The 23,379-nt window shown below is 63.0% G+C and carries 10 protein-coding genes; 6 read left to right on the top strand and 4 right to left on the bottom strand.

All coding sequences use genetic code 11. The annotated features are described in order from the left end of the window. Nucleotides 1-215: 215 nt before the first annotated feature. Nucleotides 216-13,214, bottom strand: coding sequence for a non-ribosomal peptide synthetase (locus KGB07_RS18325; RefSeq protein ID WP_223466150.1), 12,999 nt, complete (start codon nucleotides 13,212-13,214; stop codon nucleotides 216-218). Nucleotides 13,215-13,587: 373 nt separating this feature from the next. Between KGB07_RS18325 and KGB07_RS18330 the strand changes: the two genes are divergently transcribed. Further along, nucleotides 13,588-14,136 (top strand): RNA polymerase factor sigma-70, encoded by a 549-nt coding sequence (locus tag KGB07_RS18330; RefSeq protein ID WP_046040580.1) that lies wholly within the window; start codon nucleotides 13,588-13,590, stop codon nucleotides 14,134-14,136. Between the two features lie 133 nt (nucleotides 14,137-14,269). On the opposite strand, the gene KGB07_RS18335 is transcribed toward KGB07_RS18330, so the two are convergent. From KGB07_RS18335 to KGB07_RS18345, 3 genes are all read right to left on the bottom strand, one after another. Next, nucleotides 14,270-15,283 (bottom strand): GNAT family N-acetyltransferase, encoded by a 1,014-nt coding sequence (locus KGB07_RS18335; protein WP_223466152.1) that lies wholly within the window; start codon nucleotides 15,281-15,283, stop codon nucleotides 14,270-14,272. A 75-nt stretch (nucleotides 15,284-15,358) separates the two neighbouring features. Then, complete coding sequence (locus KGB07_RS18340) at nucleotides 15,359-16,177, bottom strand: substrate-binding periplasmic protein (protein WP_046040583.1); 819 nt, start codon at nucleotides 16,175-16,177, stop codon at nucleotides 15,359-15,361. 93 nt (nucleotides 16,178-16,270) lie between these two features. Beyond that, on the bottom strand, nucleotides 16,271-16,897 hold the full coding sequence (locus KGB07_RS18345; protein ID WP_046040584.1) for a TetR/AcrR family transcriptional regulator: 627 nt from the start codon (nucleotides 16,895-16,897) through the stop codon (nucleotides 16,271-16,273). Between the two features lie 178 nt (nucleotides 16,898-17,075). Here KGB07_RS18345 and KGB07_RS18350 point away from each other — a divergent pair, with 178 nt between their 5' ends. From KGB07_RS18350 to KGB07_RS18370, 5 genes are read left to right on the top strand one after another with little or no spacing between them, the layout of a single operon-like run. Then, a complete protein-coding gene (locus KGB07_RS18350; protein WP_046040585.1) occupies nucleotides 17,076-18,878 on the top strand; it encodes an acyclic terpene utilization AtuA family protein in 1,803 nt (600 codons plus the stop codon). Nucleotides 18,879-18,890: 12 nt separating this feature from the next. Continuing rightward, a complete protein-coding gene (locus KGB07_RS18355; RefSeq protein WP_046040587.1) occupies nucleotides 18,891-19,760 on the top strand; it encodes an SDR family oxidoreductase in 870 nt (289 codons plus the stop codon). 3 nt (nucleotides 19,761-19,763) lie between these two features. Continuing rightward, a complete protein-coding gene (atuC, locus tag KGB07_RS18360; RefSeq protein ID WP_223466155.1) occupies nucleotides 19,764-21,380 on the top strand; it encodes a geranyl-CoA carboxylase subunit beta in 1,617 nt (538 codons plus the stop codon). Nucleotides 21,381-21,404: 24 nt separating this feature from the next. Beyond that, a complete protein-coding gene (gene atuD / locus KGB07_RS18365; RefSeq protein WP_046040590.1) occupies nucleotides 21,405-22,562 on the top strand; it encodes a citronellyl-CoA dehydrogenase in 1,158 nt (385 codons plus the stop codon). Then, nucleotides 22,559-23,356: an enoyl-CoA hydratase/isomerase family protein gene (locus KGB07_RS18370; RefSeq protein ID WP_223466156.1), complete on the top strand. Its 798-nt coding sequence runs from the start codon at nucleotides 22,559-22,561 to the stop codon at nucleotides 23,354-23,356. The genes atuD and KGB07_RS18370 overlap by 4 nt, the downstream gene beginning before the upstream one ends. Nucleotides 23,357-23,379: the final 23 nt, after the last annotated feature.

Below are 23,379 nucleotides of genomic sequence, written 5' to 3' on the forward strand. Positions count from 1 at the left end.
CTCCGCGAGTAAAAATGGAGCCGGAAGACTGAGCGGCAGACAGTCCCTCGTCAATCGCTGGAGTGTGTGCGTTTGTGCCACCGCCTTCGCGGGCAAGTCGGATCGCCGCACCGCCGCTCCTACAGGGATTTATGCTGATCACAGATGATGTGTTCGCCACAAACTACTGTGGGACCGAGCTTGCTCGCGATGGGGCCATTACTGACGCCAGGGAATCAAAACCCCTCCAGCTCCGCCATCAGGTCATTCAAGCGATCCACCTTCTCCTCGGTGAGCTCGCTGGCCGCCAACCCGTCGATGTACCCGGCCAGTTCTTCCACCGTGCTGCACTCGAACATCGCTCGTAGCGGTACCTCCCGTTGCAGGGTTTTCTGCACCCGCGAGGCGATCTGCGTGGCCAGCAGCGAATGCCCGCCCAACTCGAAGAAGTTGTCGCGTACGCCCACTTTCTCGACCTTCAATACCTCAGCCCAGATGTCTGCGAGGGTCTGCTCCAGGTCATTGCGCGGCGCCTGGTAATCCTGGCTTTGCAGTTGGCCGATCTCCAGCGCCGGCAGGGCCTTGCGGTCCAGTTTGCCGTTGGCGTTGAGCGGCAGCTTGTCCAGCCATAGCCAATGCAGCGGCACCATGTATTCCGGTAACTCGGCACGCAGGCGCTGCTTGATGCGCTCAAGACGATCAGCTGGATTGAGTTGCGAATCCGTCGCGACCAGATAACCAACGAGGTGCTTGCCGTTAACGCCTTCCTGCACGCCCACCGCCGCATCGAGGACTTGCGGTTGTTCATGCAGGCGAGCCTCGATTTCGCCCAACTCGATGCGATAACCGCGAATCTTCACCTGATGGTCGACCCGGCCGACGTATTCCAGCACACCGTCACTGCGACGACGGGCCAGGTCGCCGGTGCGATACAGGCGCTCACCCGCTGCGCCGAACGGGTTCGGCACAAACACCGGGGCGGTGCGCAGCGGATCGCTGACATAGCCGCGACCGACCCCGGTCCCCGCCACGCACAGCTCACCCACCGCGCCCAGCGGCACCAGTTCCAGCGCTCCGTCGAGCAGGTACAACTTGTTGTTGTCGGTCGGCGTGCCGATCGGCAGGTAGCTGCCGCGAGTCGAAGCTATATCAACGCGGAAGAACGCCACGTCATCCGAGCATTCGGCCGGGCCATAGGCATTCACCAGGCCGACCTGCGGATAGCGCAGCAACCATTGATGCGCCAGTTCCGGCGGCATCGCCTCCCCCGTCGGCAGCATCCAGCGCAGGCCGTCGAGGTTCATGCGTTCCTGGGCAAGCATGCCCTGGATCAGCGACGGCACGCTTTCCAGCACGCTGATGCCCTGGCTTTGCACATGGGCGAGTAAACCCTGGGGATCGTGGGCGATGGTGTTCGGCACGATGTCCACCCGGGCACCGAACAAGGGCGCGGCGAGGAACTGCCAGACCGAAATATCGAAGCTTTGCGACGCGGTTTGGGCGATCACGTCGGCGTCGCTCAGGTTCAGGTACGGCACCTTGCTCAGCTGGTTGTTGAGCATGCCACGCTGTTCGACCATCACGCCTTTGGGCAAACCGGTGGAGCCGGAGGTGTAGATCACGTAGGCGAGGTTGTCCGGGCCGCTGTAGACACCAGGATTGTCCGCCGACAGCGCAAGGGCCTGGACTTCCTCCCAGACCAGCAGACGCGGCCGGCTGGCGCAGCCGAACTCCTCGAGCAAGGCCTGCGCCTGCTCACGACACGCTTGCGTGCACACCAGCAATGGCGTGCGGCTCAGATCGATGATCCGGCTCAGACGCTGACTCGGCAACCCTGGGTCCAGAGGCAGGTAACCCGCACCGGCCTTGAAGCTGCCGATGATCATGCCCAGCAAATCGAGGCTGCGTTCGGCCAGCAAGGCTACCGGTTGATCGCGCCCGACACCGGCGGCGATCAACGCATGACCGAGGCGGTTACTGCGCTGGTTCAGCTCCAGATAGCTGTACTGCCGGTCCAGACAACTGGCGGCAATCCGCTGCGGGTGCCGGGCGACTTGCGTTTCAAACAATGCAACGTAGCTCTGCTCCAGCGGGTAATCCTGTTCGCTCTGGTTACAGCCATGGATGAGGAAGTCCTGCTCCTCGCCCCCCAGCAACGGCAGGTCGGCCATGTCGCCATGGAAACCCTCCACCAACGCCAGCAGCAGACGCTTGAACTCACCGAGCATGCGCTCGACCGTAGCCTCATCGAAGTAGCGCTGGTCGTAGGACAGGTGCAAGCCCAGGTCATCTCCCGGATAGCACACTGCCGTCAGCGGGAAGTTTGTATGGGTCCGGCCCGAGTCCGAGGTCGCGTTGAGGCTCTGCGCACGGTCCAGCACCGAGACCTCCACCGGGGCGTTTTCGAACACGAACAGGCTGTCGAACAGCGGCTGGCCTTTGGGCAGTTCGCTTTGCTCCTGAATGTTCACCAGTGGCAGGTATTCGTATTCACGCAATTGCATGTTGTGGTCGAGCAGACCGCTGAGCCACTGGCGCACGCTGCAACGCTGGCCGTCCTCGGGCATCTTCACCCGCAGCGCGATGCTGTTGATGAACAGGCCGACGGTGCGCTGCATCTGCGGCATCTCCACCGGACGCCCAGCCACGGTGACGCCGAACAGCACGTCGCGATCACCGCTCAAGCGCCGCAGCACCAGCGCCCATGCCGCCTGGGCGAAGGTATTGATGGTCAACTGATGGGCCTGGGCCAGTTCGCGCAATCGCGCGCCGTCACCGGCATCGAGCCTTGTATAGCGGTCACCGACTAACATGCCGCCGCTGTCGCCGGCATGTTCGCGCAGCAATGGCCGGTCGCTCGGGATCGGCGTGGTCCGTTCGAAACCCTGCAAGTTGGTTTTCCACCACTGTCGCGCTTCGGCCAGGCTCTGGTGCTGCAGCCAGCCGATGTAGTCGCGATAACGCGGCGGTACCGCCAGTTTCGCTTCCCGGCCTTCGCCGAGGGCGCTGTAGATCTCGAAGAAATCATTCATCAGCAGCGAACGGCACCAGGCATCGATGAGGATGTGGTGGTTGCTCATCATGAACCAGTAGCGCACCTCGCCCACCCGGATCAAACGCAAGTGGAAAGGCGCCTGGTTGAGCAGGTCGAACCCTGCCTCGCGTTCGGTCTTGAGCAAGACTTGCAGCTTCGGCTCTTGCTCGGCTTCGGCGAGATCGCGCCAGTCGAGGTATTCGATCGGCGTGCTGCCCGGTTTGTGGATCACTTGCAGCATGTCTTCGCCCACGTTCCAGCAGAACGACGCACGCAAGGCTTCGTGGCGGGCGATCACTGCTTGCCAGGCCTGGGCGAAACGCTGCGGGTCGAGATCGCTGTTGATACGGTAGCGGTCCTGCATGTAGTACAGGCCGGTGCCCGGCTCCAGCAAGGTGTGCAGCAGCATGCCTTCCTGCATCGGGGTCAGCGGGTAGACATCTTCGATGACGGCGGCCGGGACCGGCAGCGCATCCAGTTGCGTCTGGCTGAGATTCGCCAGCGGGAAGTCCGACGGCGTCAGGCCGCCCGCGTCGTCGCGCAGGCAATGCTCGATCAGGCTGTTCAACTCACCGAGGTAGGCATCGGCCAGCTCGTTGATGGTTTGCCCATCGAAGCGTTCGGCGCTGAAAGTCCAGCGCAGTACCAGTTCACCGCCATACACCTGACCGTCGACGCTCAACTCGTTGGGCAACGGGGCATTGCCATCGTGGGCCGCGCCGATGGCTTCATCCAGTGGATGGAACAGTGCGTCCACCCCGAAGCTCTGGTCGAACTGGCCGAGGTAGTTGAAGGTAATCGGCGCCACCGGCAACCTGGCCATGCGCTGACGACTCTGGTCATCGGCGAGGTGGCGCAGCACGCCATAACCCAGGCCTTTGTGCGGCACGGCACGCAGTTGCTCCTTGATCGCCTTGATCGACGCACCCTGCCCCGCGGCTTCTTCGATGTTCGACGGGGTCAGGCGCAGCGGATAGGCGCTGGTGAACCAGCCGACGGTGCGGGTCAGGTCGATGTCGTCGAACAGCGCTTCGCGGCCGTGGCCTTCCAGTTGAATCAGCGCCGATGGCTGACCGCTCCAGCGGCACAGCACGCGGGCCAATGCAGTCAGCAGCAAGTCGTTGACCTGGGTGCGATAGGCACTCGGTGCCTGTTGCAGCAACTGTCGCGTGCGCTCGCTGTCGAGACGCACGCTGACGGTTTGCCCATGCCGGTTCTGCCGCCCGCCCTCGGGATGATCGCAGGGCAAATCGGCAGTGGGGCCGGCCAGTTGCGCCTGCCACCAGCCCAGTTCTTCGCGCAGGGACTCGCTGCCGGCGTAGGCTTGCAAGCGTGCGGCCCAGTCCTTGAAGGCGCTGGTTTTCGCCGGCAGTTTCACCGACTGCTGCGCATCCAGTTGGCGATACACGGTTTGCAGATCGTCCAGCAGCACGCGCCATGAAACGCCATCGACCAGCAAATGATGAATCGCGATGAACAGCCGTTGCTGACCTTCGGGACCATCGACCAGCAGCACGCGCAGCAACGGCCCGTCTTCCAGGTCAAGGCTGCGCTGGGCATCGGCGAACAAGGCCGCGCATTTGTCCATGGACGAAACGCGTACCTGCCACAACACCGGCGCGTCGGAAATCCCCTGGTGTGTGGCCTGCCATTGGCCGGCGACCTTGCTGAAACGCAGGCGCAAGGCGTCGTGCTGTTCGATCACCGCCAACAGCGCTTGCTCCAGGCGATGGGGTTCGAGGGCGACAGTCGGTTGCAGCAACAACGCCTGGTTCCAGTGCTGGCGTTGCGGGATGTCGGTGTCGAAGAACCAGTGCTGGATCGGCGTCAGATGCGACTCGCCCATGATCAAACCCTGCTCGGCGCTGACCTGCTCGCTGCGGCTGGCCACGGCGGCGAGGGTCTGCACGGTCTGGTGCTGGAACAGGTCGCGAGGGCTGAAGTGGATGCCCTGCTGCCGCGCCCGGCTGACCACCTGGATCGACAGTATCGAGTCGCCGCCCAGCTCAAAGAAGTTATCGTTGAGGCCGACCTGTCCGACGTTCAGCACTTCGCACCAGATCTGCGCGAGGGTGACTTCAAGCTCGTTGCCGGGCGCCACGTAGTGTTGGCGATTCAGCTCCGGATCCGGTGCCGGCAGCGCGCGGCGGTCGAGCTTGCCGTTGGCGGTCAGCGGCATGCTGGCCAGCAGGATCAGGTGCGTGGGCACCATGTAGTCTGGCAGTTGCGATTTCAGATGCGCCTTGAGGGCTTCGCGCAAGACCGATTGCTGCGCTTCATTCTGTTCAGCGACGTCAGTCACCAGATAGCCGACCAGTTGCTTGCCGCTCGGGGCATCGAGGGCCAGCACCACTGCTTCACGGATCGATTCGTGCTCCAGCAGACGGGTTTCGATCTCGCCGAGCTCGATGCGGAAACCACGGATCTTCACTTGATGGTCAATGCGTCCGAGGTATTCCACCAGGCCGTCAGCGCGCTGGCGCACCAGATCGCCGGTGCGGTAGATACGCCCGCCGCTGGCGGCAAACGGATCGGCGACAAAGCGCTCCGCGGTCATGCCCGGACGCTGGTGATAACCCTGCGCCAGGCCCGCGCCACCGACGTACAACTCACCCGTCGCGCCTTGCGGCACCAACGCCAGGTCGGCGTCGAGAATGTAGGCCACGCGGTCGCCGATCACGCTGCCGATCGGTACGCTGCCGGCGCCCTCTTCCAGTACTTCAGGGGCAAGACTGGCCAGCGGCATGACCACGGTTTCGGTCGGGCCGTAGGCGTTGAAGAACTGGCTCGGCTGGAAGGCTGCGCGAATGCGCGCCAGATGTTCACCAGTCAGCGCTTCGCCGCCGGTGATGATCATGCGCACAGGCAGGGTTTCATTTTGCGTAGCCAGCCATTGCGCCAACTGGCTGCCGTAACTCGGGGTGAAGCCGAGGATGTTGATGTGATGACGACGGATCAGGCCACAGATTTCTTCCGCGTCCCACTGCCCTTGAGCCCGCAGCACCACTTGCGCACCGCTGAGCAACGGCACCAGCAAGCGCTCGGTGGCGGCGTCGAAGTTGATCGAATAGAAGTGCAGTTCGCAGTCGTCGGCGCGCATGGCGAAACGCTCGATCACCGCGCGGCAGTGCATGGCGATTTCGCCGTGGGTCACCACCACGCCTTTCGGTTTGCCGGTCGAGCCCGAGGTGTAGATCAGGTAGGCCTGATGCTGCGGCAGGCTGATCAACGGCAGCTCGGTGTCCGGGTAGCTGGCCAGTGCAGCGGCATCTTCTTCAAGGCACCAGCGGCCGACGGTCGCCGGCAACTCGCCCAACGCCTTGAACATCGCCGCATCACTGAGCAGCAAACCGATACCGCTGTCTTCGATCATGTAATGCAGGCGGTCCAGCGGGTATTCCGGATCCAGCGGCACATAGGCGCCGCCGGCCTTGAGGATCGCCAGCAGGCCGACGACCATCTCCAGCGAGCGCTCCAGCGCCAGGCCCACGCGCACCTGCGGACCGACACCGCGGTCACGCAGCATCCACGCCAGGCGGTTGGCGCGGCTGTCGAGTTCGGCGTAGCTCAAAGTCTGCCCGGCAAAGGTCAGGGCCGGAGCGTCTTGGCGCAGCAAGGCTTGCTCGGCGAACAGGTGATGGATGCATTGATCCAGTCGATGCTCGCCCGGCTCGACGCCGAGGCTGTCGAGCAGGTGTTGTTGTTCACCGCACGCCAGCAGCGGCATTTCGCTCAAGCGCTGCTGCGGATCGGCAATCAGCGCCTCCAGCAGGTTGCGCCAATGCCCGGCCATGCGCGCAATGCGCGGTTCGTCGAACAGATCGGTGCTGTAGGTCAGGCAGCAACCCAGGCGATGGTCGAGGTCGGTGACTTCCAGGTTGAGGTCGAACTTGGTCGCGCGGGCATCGTTGGCCAGGTACTCGACCGTCATGCCGGCCAGGCTGCGACTTTGCTGGAATTCCCAGCGCTGCACGTTGCACATTACCTGGAACAACGGGTTGTAGGCCGCGCTGCGGGGTGGTTGCAAGGCTTCCACCAGATGATCGAATGGCAGGTCCTGATGGGACTGGCCTTCGATCACCGTGTGGCGCACCTGCTCGAACAACTCGCCCACGGACATCTGCCCGTCGAGCCGGCAGCGCAGCACTTGGGTGTTGAGGAATGCACCGATCAGCCCCTCGCTTTCCGGACGAATGCGGTTGGCCACCGGCGCGCCGATGCGCAGATCGGTCTGACCGCTGTAGCGGTACAGCAGCGTGGCCAGGGCGGCGGTCATGGTCATGAACAGGGTCAGGCCGTTTTTCGCGTTGAAGGCGCGAACATTTGCCGCGAGCTCATCACTGAGGTCAAAGCGATACAACTCACCCTGATGGCTTTGCACCGGCGGACGCGGTCGGTCGGCCGGCAGCTCCAGCAGTGGATGTTCACGGCCCAGTTGCGCGGTCCAGTAATCGAGCTGGCGCTGACGCTCGCCGGACTCCAGCCACTGACGCTGCCACACGCTGTAATCCAGGTACTGCACCGGCAATGGCGCCAGCGGTGATTCACGATCATCGACGAACGCTTCGTACAGCGCGCTGAGCTCCCGGGCAAAAATGTCCATCGCCCAGCCTTCGGTGACGATGTGGTGCAGGGTCAGAACGAAGTAGTGTTCCTGTTCGGCGGTCTTGACCAGGCAGGCGCGCAGCAGCGATCCGGTTTCCAGATCGAACGGCTGGTGCGCTTCGTCGTCGGCCAGTTGCTGGACCTGCCACTCGCGGACTTCAGCCTCCAGCGCGGTGAAATCCTTCCACGCCATGCGCACGCCGCTTTGTGCGTGTACTTGCTGGCGGGCGACGCCGTCGATGCTCGGGAACGTGGTGCGCAGGGTTTCATGACGCAGGATCAGGGCTTGCAGCGCCGCCTCGAAACGCGCCACGTCGAGCACGCCGCGCAGCCGCGCCATGCCGCCGACGTTGTAGGCCGGGCTGTCGGGCTCCATCTGCCAGAGGAACCACATGCGCTGCTGGGAATAGGACAGCGGCACTGGCTGGCTGCGGTCGATTTTTTCAATCGGCGGCTGCTTGTTGGTACTGCCGCTGGCCTGGATCAGGCGAACCTGTTCGGCAAAGGCACCGAGTTCGCTGTGTTCGAACAGCGCCCGCAGCGGCAACTCGACGTCGCAGGCCTGGCGGGTGCGGGAAATGATTTGCGTGGCCAGCAGCGAGTGGCCTCCGAGGGCAAAGAAATCATCGCGCAAACCGACTTGCGCCAAACCCAGCACTTCGCGCCAGATGCCGGCGATGCGTTGTTCCAGTTCAGTCACTGGCTCGACGCGTTCGCGAACCTGCCACTGCGGTTCCGGCAAGGCGCGGCGGTCGAGTTTGCCACTCGGGCTGAGGGGCATTTCATCCAGGCGCATCAGTTGCGCCGGCACCATGTATTCCGGCAGTTCGGCGGCCAATGCGCTTTTCAGGCGCGCGGTTTGCTCGGCTTCCTCCCCGGCATTTTCCGTAGTGGTGTAGTAACCGATCAACTGCGCCCCGGCCACGGTGTCGCGCACCAGCACCACGGCTTGCGCAACGCCGTCCTGGGCCAGCAGCCGCGCCTGGGTTTCTTCCGGTTCAACGCGGAACCCGCGCAACTTGACCTGCTGATCGAGGCGACCGAGGTATTCGATCACGCCGTCCGCCGTCCAGCGCGCCCGGTCGCCGGTGCGATACAGGCGTGCGCCCGGCTCGCCCAACGGATCGACCACGAAGCGTTCGGCGGTCATCGCCGGGCGACCGAGGTAACCACGGGCCAGGCCAACGCCGCTGATGCACAGCTCACCCGGCACGCCGGCCGGTACCGGGTTGAGATCGCTGTCGAGTACACGGCAGATCACATTGCCCAGCGGCCGGCCAATCGGCGAGCGTTCACCATCGGCGCTGGAGCAATGCCAGTGGGTGACGTTGATTGCGGTTTCAGTCGGGCCGTAGCGGTTGTGCAGTTGCACCGCCGGCAGCTGCGCCAGCACCCGGTTGCGCAGCTCCGCCGGCAAAACCTCACCCCCGGAGAACACCCGGCGCAGGCTGGTGCATTCAGCGCTGAGCGGTTCTTCGATGAACAGCGAAAGCAGCGGCGGCACGAAGTGCAACGTGGTCACGCCGTACGCTTGCACCAGCTGCGCGATGCGGTGCGGATCGCGGTGTTCGCCGGGACCGGTGATCAGCAAACGCGCGCCAGTGATCAGCGGCCAGAAGCACTCCCACACCGACACGTCGAAACTGATCGGTGCCTTTTGCATCAGCACATCGGTTTCGTTCAGGCGATAGGTGTCCTGCATCCATTGCAGGCGCTCGGCCAGCGCGGCGTGGGTGTTGCCGACGCCTTTGGGCTGGCCGGTGGAACCGGAGGTGTAAATCACATAGGCAAGGTTGTCGCCGTGCAGGTGCAGCCCCGGCGCATGGCTTGGCCAGCTGTCCAGGTGCAGGGTGTCCATGGCGATCACGCTGACGCCGTCAGTCGCTGGCAGGCGCTCAAGCAATCGGGTTTGCGTCAGCAGCAATTCAACACCGCTGTCGCTGAGCATGTAGGCCAGGCGTTCGGCCGGGTAATCCGGGTCCAGCGGCACGTAGGCGCCACCGGCCTTGATGATCGCCAGCAGGCCGATCAGCAGCTGCGGCGAGCGCTCGCAGGCGATGGCCACGCAGACGTCCGGACCGACGTCTTTGTCGCGCAGGTAATGGGCCAGACGGTTGGCCCGGGTGTGCAGTTCGGCGAAGTCCATCTGGCCGCCGTCCCACACCAGCGCAGTGCGTTGCGGGGTCTGGCGTGCCTGCTCGTTGAGCCATTCCGGCAGCCATTGGCTGGCCATTGCGCAGGGTGCAGTGGCCCAGTCCGATTGCTGACGGTGCTCGGCAGCCGTCAACAGAGGCAGGTCACCGATGGCGGTGTCCGCTTGCTCGCAGACAGCCCGCAGCAGGTTGCTGAAATGCTCGGCCAGGCGCCCGATGGTCGCGGCGTCGAACAATTCGCTGGCGTAGTCGAAGGACAAGGTCAGGCGACCGTTACGGTCCTCTTCGCTGTGCAACTGCAAATCGAACTTGGCTTCGCGGCTATGCCAGGGCAACTCTTCGGCCAACAGCCCCGGCAAGCGCTTCAAGGCGCCGAGGTCTCGTTGCTGATGGTTGAACATGACCTGGAACAGTCCCTGCTCGCGGGCTTGCGGGAAGGCTTCCAGCAGTTGTTCGAACGGCAGGTCCTGATGCGCTTGCGCACCCAACGCGGCTTGCCGGGTCTGCGCCAGCAGCTCAACGAATGGCAGGCGTGAGTCCACCTCGGCACGCAGCACCTGGGTATTGATGAAGAAACCGATCAGGTCCTGGATTTCCAGGCGCGGACGGTTGGCATTGGGCACGCCGATGCGGATATCCCGCTGGCCGCTGTAACGGTGCAACAAGGTCTGGAATGCAGCCAGCAACAGCATGAAGGCGGTCGATTCATGGGCCTGGGCGGTCTGCCGAATCGCATCGCTCAGGGGAGCGCTCAGACGCAGGGTATGGCGAGCGGCGCTGTGCAGTTGTTGCGCCGAACGCGGATGGTCGGTGGCCAGGCTCAGGGTTGGATGCTCATCACCCAAGCGGTCTTTCCAGTAGGTCAGTTGACGTTCGCCCTCCCCTTGTGCCAGCCATTGGCGCTGCCAGTTGCCGTAATCGGCGTACTGCGTCGGCAATGGCGCCAGCAGCGCTTGCTGGCCTTGGGCAGCCGCCGCGTACAACCGGGAGAGCTCATCGATCAACACATTCAGCGACCAGCCGTCAGCGATGATGTGGTGCATCGTCACCAACAACTGATGGTCTTCGTCGTCGAGGCGCACCAGCGTCACCCATATCAACGGGCCTTTCTCCAGATCGAACTGGGTCCGCGCTTCGTCCTCGCGAATCTGCTGCGCCCGAACCTCACGCTCGGCAGCCGGCAGGTCGCTGATGTCGATCAGTTGCAGGTTGAACCCGGCCGTCGCAACGACCTGTTGCAGCGCCACGCCGTCGCGCTCGAAAAAACGTGTGCGCAGGGATTCGTGGCGCTCGATCAACTGCTGGAAACTGGTGCGCAAGGCGTCCACATCCAGCTCACCGCGCAGGCGCAAGGCACCGGGAATGTTGTAGGCGCTGCTGTGCGGATCGAGTTGCCAGGTGATCCACAGGCGGTTTTGTGCCAAGGATTGCGGCATCGGTTGCTGGCGCGACAGCGCCGTGATCGCGCCCTGGGCCAGGCCTCCGTCCTGTTGCAGACGCGCCACGACATCGGCGAATGCGCCGAGGGTCGGCGCTTCGAACAGCAGGCGCAGGTTCAACTCCAGCCCCAGTTCTTCCCGCAGGCGCGCCACTACCTGCGTCGCCGCGATGGAGTTACCGCCGAGCAGGAAGAAATGATCGTCGGCGCCCACCTGCGCCACTTGCAACTGCTCACACCAGATCCGGCCGATCAGGCTTTGCAGTTCGGAGCCCGACTCGACCCGGTCTGCACTTTCGGTGGCGGCCGACGGGAACATCGCGTAGCTGTCGAGACTGCCGTCCGCCAGGCGACTGCGGCACGCCGAGCGTTGCAATTTGCCGCTGGACGTCTTGGGCAGCGCGCCCGGATTAAGCAGCACCACCACGCTCGGCGCTTGCTGATATGCCTCGGCAACGGCTTGGCGAATGGCTTTGATCAAGGATTCCGGCGGCAGGATTTTCTGCACACTGCGGCTGATTTCGGCGGCGATGCCGATGCCTTCCTGTCCATCAACCGTGACGGCGAAGGCTGCAACCCGGCCTTTGCGCACCACTTCCACTTCGCGCTCGACGGTCTGCTCGATGTCCTGCGGGTACAGGTTGTGCCCGCGCACGATCAGCATGTCCTTCAGGCGCCCGGTGATGAACAGCTCGCCGCTGCGCAGGAAGCCCAGGTCACCGGTGCGCAACCAGGTCTGGCCGGCGTGCCGGACGAAGGTCTTGGCGGACGCCTCGGGGTTGCGCCAGTAACCGGAGGCGATACTCGGCCCGCTGGCCCAGACTTCACCGACGACGTTGTCGGCCTGTTCGGTGAGGGAGACCGGGTCGATGATCAGCACCGCGTGCGCCGGTTGGCTGATACCGCAACTCATGAGCGGGCTGCCCTCGCCCACTTCGACACGGTTCTGCGCCAAGGCCTGATCGTCCACCCGCAGGTTGCCGATGCCTTGGCCGCGCGCTGTGCCGGCCACGAACAAGGTGGCTTCGGCCAGACCGTAGGAGGCCATGAAACTGTCCGCGCTGAAGCCGCAGGCTGCGAACTTCCCGGCGAAGCGTTCCAGGGTGTCGAGGCGAATCGGCTCGGAACCGGAATACGCTACGCGCCAGCCACTCAGGTCGAGCCGCTCCAGGGCCGACTCGCTGACTCGCTCACTGCACAAGCGATAGGCAAAATCCGGCCCGCCGCTGATGGTGCCGCCGTATTCGCTGATCGCCTCCAGCCAGCGCAACGGCCGGCCGAGGAAATACGCCGGGGACATCAACACGCAAGGCACGCCACTGAAAATCGGCTGCAACAGGCCGCCGATCAGGCCCATGTCGTGGTACAGCGGCAGCCAGCTGACGATGACGTCATCGGGGTTCAGGTCAATGCCGAAACCGTGGCGAATCAGCAATTCGTTGGCCACCAGATTGCCGTGGCTGACTTGCACGCCTTTGGGCAGCGCGGTGGAACCGGAAGTGTATTGCAGGAAGGCGATGTGATCGGCCTGCAAGTCCACCGCGAGCCAGCGCTCGGCCAATGCACCGTCGAGGGTATCGACACACAGCAGCGGCGGCGCCCCTTCGATTTGCTGCAACCCATCTCGCAGCCCGGCACTGGTCAACAGCAAGCGTGGCTGGGCATCGCTGATGATCGACAGCAGGCGCTCCTGATGATGACGGCGCGTCGACTCCGGCGGATAAGCCGGCACCGCGATCACCCCGGCGTACAGGCAACCGAAGAACGCCGCGACGTAATCCGGGCCGCTGGGGAACAGCAACACGGCGCGGTCGCCAACTTCTGCCTGGGACTGCAACGCGCCGGCAATTGTCCGCGCCCGCAGATCCAGTTCGCGATAGCTGAGCACCACCGCCTGGTCCGGGGTCTCGGCGAGAAAACGCAGGGCCACCCGATCCGGCGTCAGGGCCGCGCGACGCTGAAGGGCTTGGACCATTGTGCTGGGGAGTTCGAACGCGTCGGTCATGAGGTTTCCTGCCTGAATTCGGCTTGCATGTGGAATCGGTTTTCTGACGTCGCACCCTGGTGGAGGGCGCGCAGGACGCGGTCTTCGCCGACCGCGCAAGGCATTGGCAATGCGGTTGTGACCCGGGCTGCTGCCCGGTTCCATTCACCAATGAGAACGGATGACGTCTGGAAATAATTAGTCGCGAGCCGGAACACAAAGCGGTCTGAAGTGAGTCAGCGTGTCGCAGTTCTCACTCCGCACCTTTAGAGCGCACTAGTTCTTTTTCTCATTTGACAATAATTATCATTAAGCCTAATTTGTCGCTCGATGTGTAGGACGGCCCCCCGGTTTTTCGCCGTCCCACTAACCTTTTGGCAGCAGGGTGATTTCCATGATGGAACCAGTATCCACAAGCAGGTGCGATACACCGCTACTTCAGGCATTCGTCGACAATCGACTGATTCTGGTGAAGATCGCAGCCCGAATTACCGGTTGCCGCTCACGTGCCGAAGATGTTGTGCAGGATGCATTCTTCCGGTTGCAATCGGCCCCGCCCATCACCAGTTCGATCAAGGCTCAGCTCAGCTACCTGTTCCAGATCGTGCGCAACCTGGCGATCGACCACTACCGCAAGCAGGCGCTGGAGCAGAAGTATTCCGGCCCTGAAGAGGAAGGGCTGAATGTGGTGATCCAGGGTGCGTCACCGGAAACGTCGCACATCAATTTCTCGACGCTGGAGCACATTGCCGATGCTTTGACCGAGTTGCCGAGCCGCACCCGCTACGCCTTCGAGATGTATCGCCTGCACGGCGTACCGCAAAAGGACATCGCCAAGGAACTCGGCGTCTCGCCGACCCTGGTGAACTTCATGATCCGTGATGCGCTGGTGCATTGCCGCAAGGTGTCGGGCAAGCGTGGGGATATGGCTGCCCGCCAATAAGATCCGAGATCTGCGGCGCGCCCTTCGCGAGCAAGCTCGCTCCCACAGGGTCCTGCGAACACAGGGCAAATGTAGGAGCGAGCCTGCTCGCGAAGACTGACTCAAGACCACAACGAATCTTGAATCTCAAGCATCAGGCCAGTCTGCACCGATCAAAAAACCGCTCCCGCCCCAACACCATCAAGGCCGCGCGCTTGTGCGGGAAGTCGAACTCTTTCTCGCAGTGAAAGCGCTGCTCCTGCATGTACCTGATCATCTTCGCGTTATCGGCACGCGGCTCGGCAACCACGCGCTGGGTGCGCGGATCATCGAGAAACAGGTAATGCACCAGCGCCGATAACCAGCTCTCCACCTTGTGCGGACCGCGATGGTTTTCTTCGCCCACCAGCATGTGAATGCCACGGTCGTAATTCCCGACCTCGTAGAACGGTGCGATGCGATCTTCCCTGGCCCAGTAGGCTTCAAAATAAGCGAACGGCTGGTCGTCAAAACAACCGATCAGCGTCAGCGTGTGCGGGTCGGCGTCGAGTTTGCTCAGGTATTGGCGATGCTGTTCGAGGCTGCCCTCCTCCTGCCAGAAACTCGCGACGCGCGGGCTGTTCTGCCAGCGGTTGAAATGTGCCAGGTCTTGCTCGATGTCCAACGTGCGAAGAGAAACCCGGGCGCCCAAACGCGCATCGAAACGTCGATACACTTCACCCCGGGGCTTGACCGGCCGCCGTGGATGACGCTTGCCGTCGGTGATGAGCATTTGCTGCGGGTAGCTACCGGTCAGGGAATGCCCCAGCCACGGCTGCGGCAACTGCCAGAACACGGTGCGCTCGCAGAGATACTGGCCACTGACGGGAGCCGGAATCAGCAGACCGCTGGACACGGCTTCGTCCGGCACGTCTTGCAGTTGCCAGGTCAGACGCTGGCAGTCGGGGTCGCGAGCGAACAACCAGTAACAGGCCGCCCACAATGCCGCCCCTTCAGGGCGACTGAAGCGCTCCTCCAATTGCACGTGCAACTCTGGGCCACGACTGAGCCACAGGGCCGGCAACGGCTGCCCTTCCAGGCTGAGGCTCAGGCGGCAATCGGTTTCATCAGCGGCAAGACGACTGCCTGTCGGCAGACACAGGGCAGTCAGGTCATTCAGATTGGGCATGGGTCGGGCTCACGATAGTCGTCGACAGTTCAACGAAGTGACGTGAGCCAGGGCGGGAAATTTAGCCAGAGACCATCAATTGGCGACTTGTGGTTCCGGTGCTTTGTGCGGGATCGGCACCAGCGCAATCTTGTACGGATCGAAAATCCTCAGCATCTGGCCGTTGTCCCGCAAGCCTTGCAACAGCTTGCCGAAGGCTTCGCCAGTGATGGGCGCGGCCGGACGCAGAATGGCGTAGTGGTGATAGACCTGGTCGACGCGTTGGGACGCCAGCAACTCGCTGGCGACTTTTTCATTGCGCAGGAAGTAGTCGCTCAGGTACGAACGCGTGACCAGGGCGATGTCGGCCCGGCCGCGCAATACCATCAGCAGATTACTGTCATGGGAATAGGTCAACGTGGCGTTGTAGTTTTTCGCAAGGTACTGGGGGTCGGCATTGAAGTTGGCGAACTCGTAGTGATAGCCGCTGAACAGTGCCAAGCGCTTGCCGCTCAGGTCGGCAAAATAGCTTTGCTGTCGATCGGGCAGGCGTTGCGCGACAAAAATTTCGGCGTCCTCCAACCCCATGTCGACGGCCGTGTGGGGGATCTCTTCCCAACCCCAGGCGGGATTCTCGAAGATGGCCATGTCGACCCGGCCCTGCTTGAAATCACCGAAGCGCCGGGGAATGGAAGTGGGCACCAGGACAAACTGGTAGTCAGTTTGCGATGCGTTCAGGGCCTCGACCAGTTGCGGCAGCAACCCGGTATCGGCCCCGGATTCCGGGCGCACGGTGTAGGGCGGAAAGTGCGCGGCACCTATGCGCACCAGTTGCGCTGCCTGGGACGGCATCATCGTCGACGCCGCAAGCATCGCCAGCAAAAGCCGCGAGGCTGACCGAATTGGCGAACCCATCAAAACGCCCCCACTCCCCAATAAAACGGTACCAATGCATTCAAGCTAGGCGGTTTCGGCAAGTTAGCCAGTTTAATGCTGGCCAATACAAGCTTATTGCCGGTCTTCGAGCACCAGAATCAACGCCTCATCGGCCAACTGATCGAGGCTCATGCTGCCGCCGGCACGAAACCAGGTGGTGGTCCAGGACAATGCACCGGTCAGGAAGCGGCGGGTGATGAACACATCACCACGGATAAACCCGGCGGTCTTGGCTTCACCCAGCACCTGCAGCCAGATGTCTTCGTAGATGTCCCGCAGCGCCAGGACCTTGGCCTGACCCTCCTCGGACAGCGAGCGCCATTCGTAGACCAGCACGGCCATGGCCTCGCCGCTACCGCCCATGATCGACTGCAACTCACAGCGGATCAGCGCCAGCACCTGCTCGCGCACACTGCTAGCCTCGGCGATGGCCGCACGCATCAACGCGGTGTTGTAGCGGATGGTCTCCTCCATCACCGCCCGCAGGATTTCGTCCTTGCTCTTGAAGTGATGGAAAATACTCCCGGACTGAATACCCACGGCGCCGGCCAGGTCGCGCACAGTCGTGCGCTCATAGCCTTTGTTGCGGAACAGGTGGGCCGCCACTTGCAGCAGCTTGCCGCGGGCGCTGTCCGGGTCGGTCAATTGGCCGTCGTCGACCAATTGGCGCATCACCCTCAGGGCTTTTTGCTCGTCCACCCGTTCTCTCCTACAGTCGTTCAATCAATAACGCCGATCCCCCCGAAAACAGCGGGGTTGCGCGGGCAATTTAAGCGCATGGATGCAGCCAAGCAAGCGCTTGGGCAGAAGATAATCAAGTCATTTACAAACCAAGCGCTTGCTTGGTAATGTCGACGCACTTCGGTTGGAGGTGGCTATGGAATGGACTGCGCCTAAAACAATTCGCATCGGATGTGCCAGCGCCTTCTGGGGCGATACCTCGACCGCTGCCGCGCAACTGGTCGAACACGGGCAACTGGACTATCTGGTCTTCGATTACCTGGCTGAAATCACCCTGTCGATCATGGCTGGCGCACGGATGAAAGACCCCAAGGCCGGCTATGCGGGTGACTTCATCGAAGTGCTGGCGCCCTTGCTGCCGCAGCTCGCACAGCAGAACATCCGGGTCATCAGCAATGCCGGCGGGGTCAATCCCCAAGCCTGTGCCGCCGTCCTGCAAGCGGCCTGCGACAAGGCCGGGGTGGCGCTGAAGATCGCCGTGCTGCTGGGTGACGATCTGCAACCGCAATTCAAACAACTGGGCAACCTGGGCATTCGTGAAATGTTCACTGGCGCGCCCCTGCCATCGATGTGCGTCTCGACCAACGCCTACCTCGGCGCACCCGGCATTGTCGAAGCCCTGCGCCTGGGGGCGGACATCGTGATCACCGGGCGCGTGGTCGACAGTGCGGTGGTCAGCGCTGCGCTGGTACATGAATTCGGCTGGTCGTGGCACGACTACGACAAGCTCGCCCAGGCGGCATTGGCCGGACACATCATCGAATGCGGCGCCCAGTGCACCGGCGGCAACTTCACCGACTGGCGCGACGTACCCGACTACGAACACATCGGTTTTCCCATCGTCGAAGTCAGCGCCGACAGCCAGTTCATCGTCAGCAAACCCGAAGGCACCGGTGGGCTGGTCACGCCGCTGACGGTGGGCGAACAGATGCTGTACGAAATCGGTGACCCCCGCGCGTATCTGTTGCCCGACGTGGTGTGCGATTTCACTCAGGTCAAACTGCTGCAACAGGGCAAGAACGCGGTGCAGGTGCACGGTGCCAAAGGCCTGCCGCCGACCGCTCAATACAAAGTCAGCGCCACGTACCCTGATGGTTTTCGCTGCACCGCCAGTTGCCTGATCGCCGGCATCGATGCCGTCGACAAGGCGCGGCGAGTCGGTGATGCGATCATCAACAAGACCTCGGAAATGTTCCGCCAGCGCGGCTGGGCGCCGTACAGCGATGTGAGTATCGAGTTGCTGGGCAGCGAGGCCACCTACGGTCCCCACGGCCAGCGTCAGGACAGCCGCGAAGTGGTGATCAAACTCGCGGTGCGCCATCCGGACAAACAGGCATTGATCGTGTTCTCCCGGGAAATCGCCCAGGCCGCCACCGGCATGGCGCCGGGGCTGACCGGCATTGTCGGTGGCCGGCCGACGGTGTATCCGCTGATCCGACTGTTCTCGTTCCTGATCGACAAAACCGCCTGCACGCTGGACATTGATTGCATGGGCCAGCGCCACCCGTGTGCCCTGCCCGCCCTCGATGTGCTCGACCCGCTGGACCTGCCAGCCCTGCTCGCGCCACCGAAACCGCTTGGCCTGGCCGACGCCAGCGTGGCCCTGGTCAAACTGGCGGTCGCCCGCTCGGGCGACAAGGGCAACCACAGCAACATCGGCGTCATGGCCCGCGCACCCGATTTCCTGCCATGGATTGCAGAAGCCTTGACCCCGGAAGTGATCGTCGACTGGATGGGCCACGTCCTCGATCCAATCCACGGGCGGGTCGAACGCTGGTACTTGCCCGCCAGCCACAGCCTGAATTTCCTGCTGGAAAACGCCCTCGGCGGCGGCGGTGTCGCCAGCCTGCGCATCGATCCGCAAGGCAAGGCCTTCGCCCAGCAACTGCTGGAAATCCAGATCCCGGTGCCGCAGCGCATCGCCGACCAGTTCAACTAGAGGATTGCCGCCATGGCCTACGATTCGATTTTCAAAGCCGATTTGTTTGCCGGCCAAAACATCATCGTCACCGGTGGCGGCAGTGGCATCGGCCGCTGTACCGCCCACGAACTGGCGGCCCTCGGCGCCCATGTACTGCTGGTCGGGCGCAAGGCCGACAAGCTGAAAACCGTTGCGGCGGAGATCGCCGAGGACGGCGGCAAGGCTGATTGGGCAGTTTGCGACATCCGCGAGGAAGAACTGGTGCAGCACCTGGTCAGCGAATTGATCCGCAAGCATGGCCCCATTCACGGCCTGGTCAACAACGCTGGCGGGCAGTACCCGTCGCCCCTGGCCTCGATCAATCAGAAGGGTTTCGAAACTGTGATGCGCACCAATCTGGTGGGCGGCTTCCTGATGGCCCGGGAAGTGTTCAACCAATCCATGAGCAAGCACGGCGGGGCCATCGTCAACATGCTCGCCGACATGTGGGGCGGCATGCCCGGTATGGGCCACTCCGGCGCGGCACGTTCGGGCATGGACAACCTGACCAAGACCGCCGCGTACGAATGGGGTCATGCCGGGGTGCGGGTCAACGCCGTGGCGCCGGGGTGGGTTGCCTCCAGCGGCATGGACACCTACGAAGGCGCCTTCAAGGCCGTGATCCCGACCCTGCGCGAACACGTGCCGCTCAAGCGCATCGGCACCGAATCGGAAGTCAGCGCGGCGATTGTTTTCCTGCTCAGCCCGGCAGCGGCGTTCGTCAGCGGCAGCACCTTGCGCATCGACGGCGCCGCCAGCCTCGGCGGCCGCGCCTGGCCGATCCACAAGGCAACCAACAGCGAGTCGTACAACGGTTTCCACCGCGCCTACATACCAGACGTATTGAAGGACAAGGAATAACCCATGCCGGTGATTCAGTCGCAACTCGATCCCCACAGCGAGCCGTTCGCCCAGAACCGTGCGGCGATGCTGAGCGCCATCGAGCAAGTTCGCGTGCTCGAACAGAACCTGCTGAACAAGGCGGCCGAAGCCAGGCCGAAGTTCGAAAAACGCGGCCAGTTGCTGCCCCGCGAACGTCTCAATCTGCTGCTGGACCCCGGCGCGCCGTTTCTCGAACTGGCCAGCCTGGCCGGCTACAAGCTGCACGACGACAAGGATGGCAGCTCCGCCGGTGGCGGCTTGATTGCCGGCATCGGCTATGTGTCTGGCGTGCGTGTGCTGGTAGTCGCCAACAACAGCGCGATCAGGGGCGGGACCATCTCCCCCAGCGGCTTGAAGAAGTCCCTGCGCCTGCAACAGATCGCCATGGAAAACAAACTGCCGGTGATCACCCTCGCCGAAAGCGGCGGTGCCAACCTCAATTACGCGGCGGAAATTTTCGTCGAAGGCGCGCGCAGCTTTGCCAATCAGGCGCGAATGTCGGCCATGGGCTTGCCGCAGATCACCGTGGTGCACGGCTCGGCAACGGCGGGTGGTGCCTATCAGCCGGGATTGTCGGATTACGTGGTGGTGGTGCGCGGCAAGGCCAAGTTGTTTCTCGCAGGTCCCCCACTGCTCAAGGCCGCCACCGGCGAAGTCGCCACCGATGAAGAACTGGGCGGCGCCGAGATGCACGCACAAACCGCCGGCACCGCCGAATACCTGGCTGAAAACGACGCCGACGGTGTGCGTCAGGTACGCGAGATTGTCAGCCTGCTGCCGTGGAACGAGCAATTGCCCCCACTCCCAGAACGTCGCTGGGAGGAGCCGCTCCACCCCATCGACGAACTGCTGGGCTTGATTCCGGAGGACCCGAAAAAACCCTACGACGTGCGCGAAATCATCGCCCGTCTGGCCGACGCTTCGAACTTTCTTGAATTCAAGGGCGAGTTCGATCAGCAGACTGTGTGCGGTCATCTGAAAATCCAGGGCCGCGCCTGTGGCTTCATCGGCAACAACGGCCCGATCACGCCAAAAGGTGCGAGCAAGGCCGCCCAGTTCATCCAGCTGTGCGACCAGAGCCAGACGCCGCTGCTGTTTTTCCACAACACCACCGGGTTCATGGTCGGCACCGAATCGGAACAGCAAGGCGTGATCAAGCACGGCGCGAAGATGATTCAAGCGGTGGCCAACGCCCGGGTGCCGAAGCTGACCATCGTCGTCGGTGGCTCCTACGGCGCGGGCAACTATGCGATGTGCGGACGCGGCCTGGACCCGCGTTTTATCTTCGCCTGGCCCAACAGCCGCACCGCCGTGATGGGCGGCGCGCAAGCGGGCAAGGTGCTGCGCATCGTCACCGAGGCCAAGCAGGCCAAGGACGGCCTGGTGCCCGACCCGAAAATGCTCGACATGCTGGAACAGGTCACCGCGCAGAAACTCGACAGCCAGTCCACGGCGCTCTACGGCAGCGCCAATTTGTGGGATGACGGTTTGATCGACCCGCGCGATACCCGGACCTTGCTGGGTTACTTGCTGGATATCTGTCACGAGGCCCAGGTGCGGCCATTGCAAGCCAACAGCTTTGGCGTAGCCCGGCTCTAGGCCGGCTCAAGGAGAACAATAAAAATGATCTTCACCCAGGAACACGAAGCACTGCGCCGCACCGTACGCCAGTTCGTCGAGCACGAGATCAACCCCCACGTCGATGAATGGGAAAAGGCCGGGCGCTTCCCCATCCACGAAATCTTCCGCAAGGCCGGCGACCTCGGTTTGCTGGGCATTTCCAAACCGGAAAAATTCGGTGGCATGGGGCTCGACTACAGCTATTCGATCGTCGCCGCCGAAGAGTTCGGCACTATCCGTTGCGGCGGCATTCCGATGTCCATCGGCGTGCAGACCGACATGTGCACCCCGGCGCTTGCACGGTTCGGCTCTGATGAGCTGCGCGAGGAATTCCTGCGCCCGGCCATCAGCGGTGAGCAGGTCGGCTGCATCGGCGTCTCCGAAGTCGGTGCCGGTTCCGACGTGGCCGGGCTGAAAACCACGGCGCGCAAGGACGGCGACGATTACGTGATCAACGGCAGCAAGATGTGGATCACCAACTCACCGAGCGCCGACTTCATCTGCCTGCTGGCCAACACCTCGGACGACAAACCGCACATCAATAAGTCGCTGATCATGGTGCCGATGAACACGCCGGGCATCAGCTTGAGTTCGCACCTGGACAAGCTCGGCATGCGCAGTTCGGAAACCGCCCAGGTGTTTTTCGACAATGTGCGCGTACCGCAGCGCAACCGCATCGGTCATGAAGGCGCGGGGTTCATGATGCAGATGCTGCAGTTCCAGGAGGAACGCCTGTTCGGCGCGGCCAACATGATCAAGGGCCTGGAGTATTGCGTCGACAGCACTATCGAATACTGCAAGGAGCGCAAGACCTTCGGCAACGCGCTGATCGACAATCAGGTGATCCACTTCCGCCTGGCTGAACTGCAGACCGAAATCGAATGCCTGCGGGCGCTGGTCTATCAGGCCACCGAGCAATACATCAAAGGCCAGGACGTCACGCGCTTGGCCTCCATGGCCAAGCTCAAGGCCGGGCGGCTGGGCCGCGAAGTCAGTGACAGCTGCCTGCAATACTGGGGCGGTATGGGCTTCATGTGGGACAACCCGGTGGCCCGGGCTTACCGTGATGTACGGCTGGTGTCGATCGGTGGTGGCGCCGACGAAATCATGCTGGGAATCATCTGCAAACTCATGGGCATTCTGCCGGGGAAAAAGAAATGAGCGGCCTGCCGGTTTGCCAGACCTTGCTGCTGGAGCTGCACAACGGCGTTTTGCACATCACCCTCAACCGCCCCGAATGCCGCAATGCGATGAGCTTGCAGATGGTCGCCGAATTGCGCTCGGTGCTGGCTGCGGTACGCGATAAACCAGGGGTTCGTGCACTGGTGATCGGTGGCGTCGGCGGGCACTTCTGTGCCGGCGGCGACATCAAGGACATGGCCAATGCCCGCGCTCAAGGCTCGACTGCGCACCGGGACCTGAACCGGGTGTTCGGCGCGCTGCTGCAAGAGGTGCAACACGCACCGCAAGTGGTGATCACGGTGCTGCAGGGTGCGGTACTCGGCGGCGGTCTCGGCCTGGCCTGCGTCAGCGATATCGCCCTGGCCGATCACCAGGCGCAATTCGGCCTGCCGGAAACCAGCCTCGGCCTGTTGCCGGCGCAGATCGCGCCGTTCGTGGTGCAACGCATCGGCTTGACCCAGGCCCGGCGCCTCGCCCTGACGGCGGCGCGTTTTGATGGTCACCAGGCGCGGCGCATGGGGCTGGTGCATTTTGTCGAGCATGATCCGCAGGCCCTGGCCGAACGTCTCGATGAGGTGTTGGCCCATGTGTTGTGTTGTGCGCCGGGGGCGAATGCGGTGACCAAGAAACTCCTGCTGGCCAGTGCTTGGCAGCCCTCGGATGCCCAGCTTGATCAAGCGGCTGAATGGTTCAGCGAAGCGGTGACCGGAGCCGAAGGCATCGAGGGAACGATGGCCTTCGTACAGAAGCGCAAACCGGGGTGGGCCTCCTGAAAAGCATCGCGAGCAAGCTCGCT

The organism is Pseudomonas sp. GL-RE-26 (assembly GCF_019956275.1).
GTDB lineage: Bacteria > Pseudomonadota > Gammaproteobacteria > Pseudomonadales > Pseudomonadaceae > Aquipseudomonas > Aquipseudomonas grandcourensis.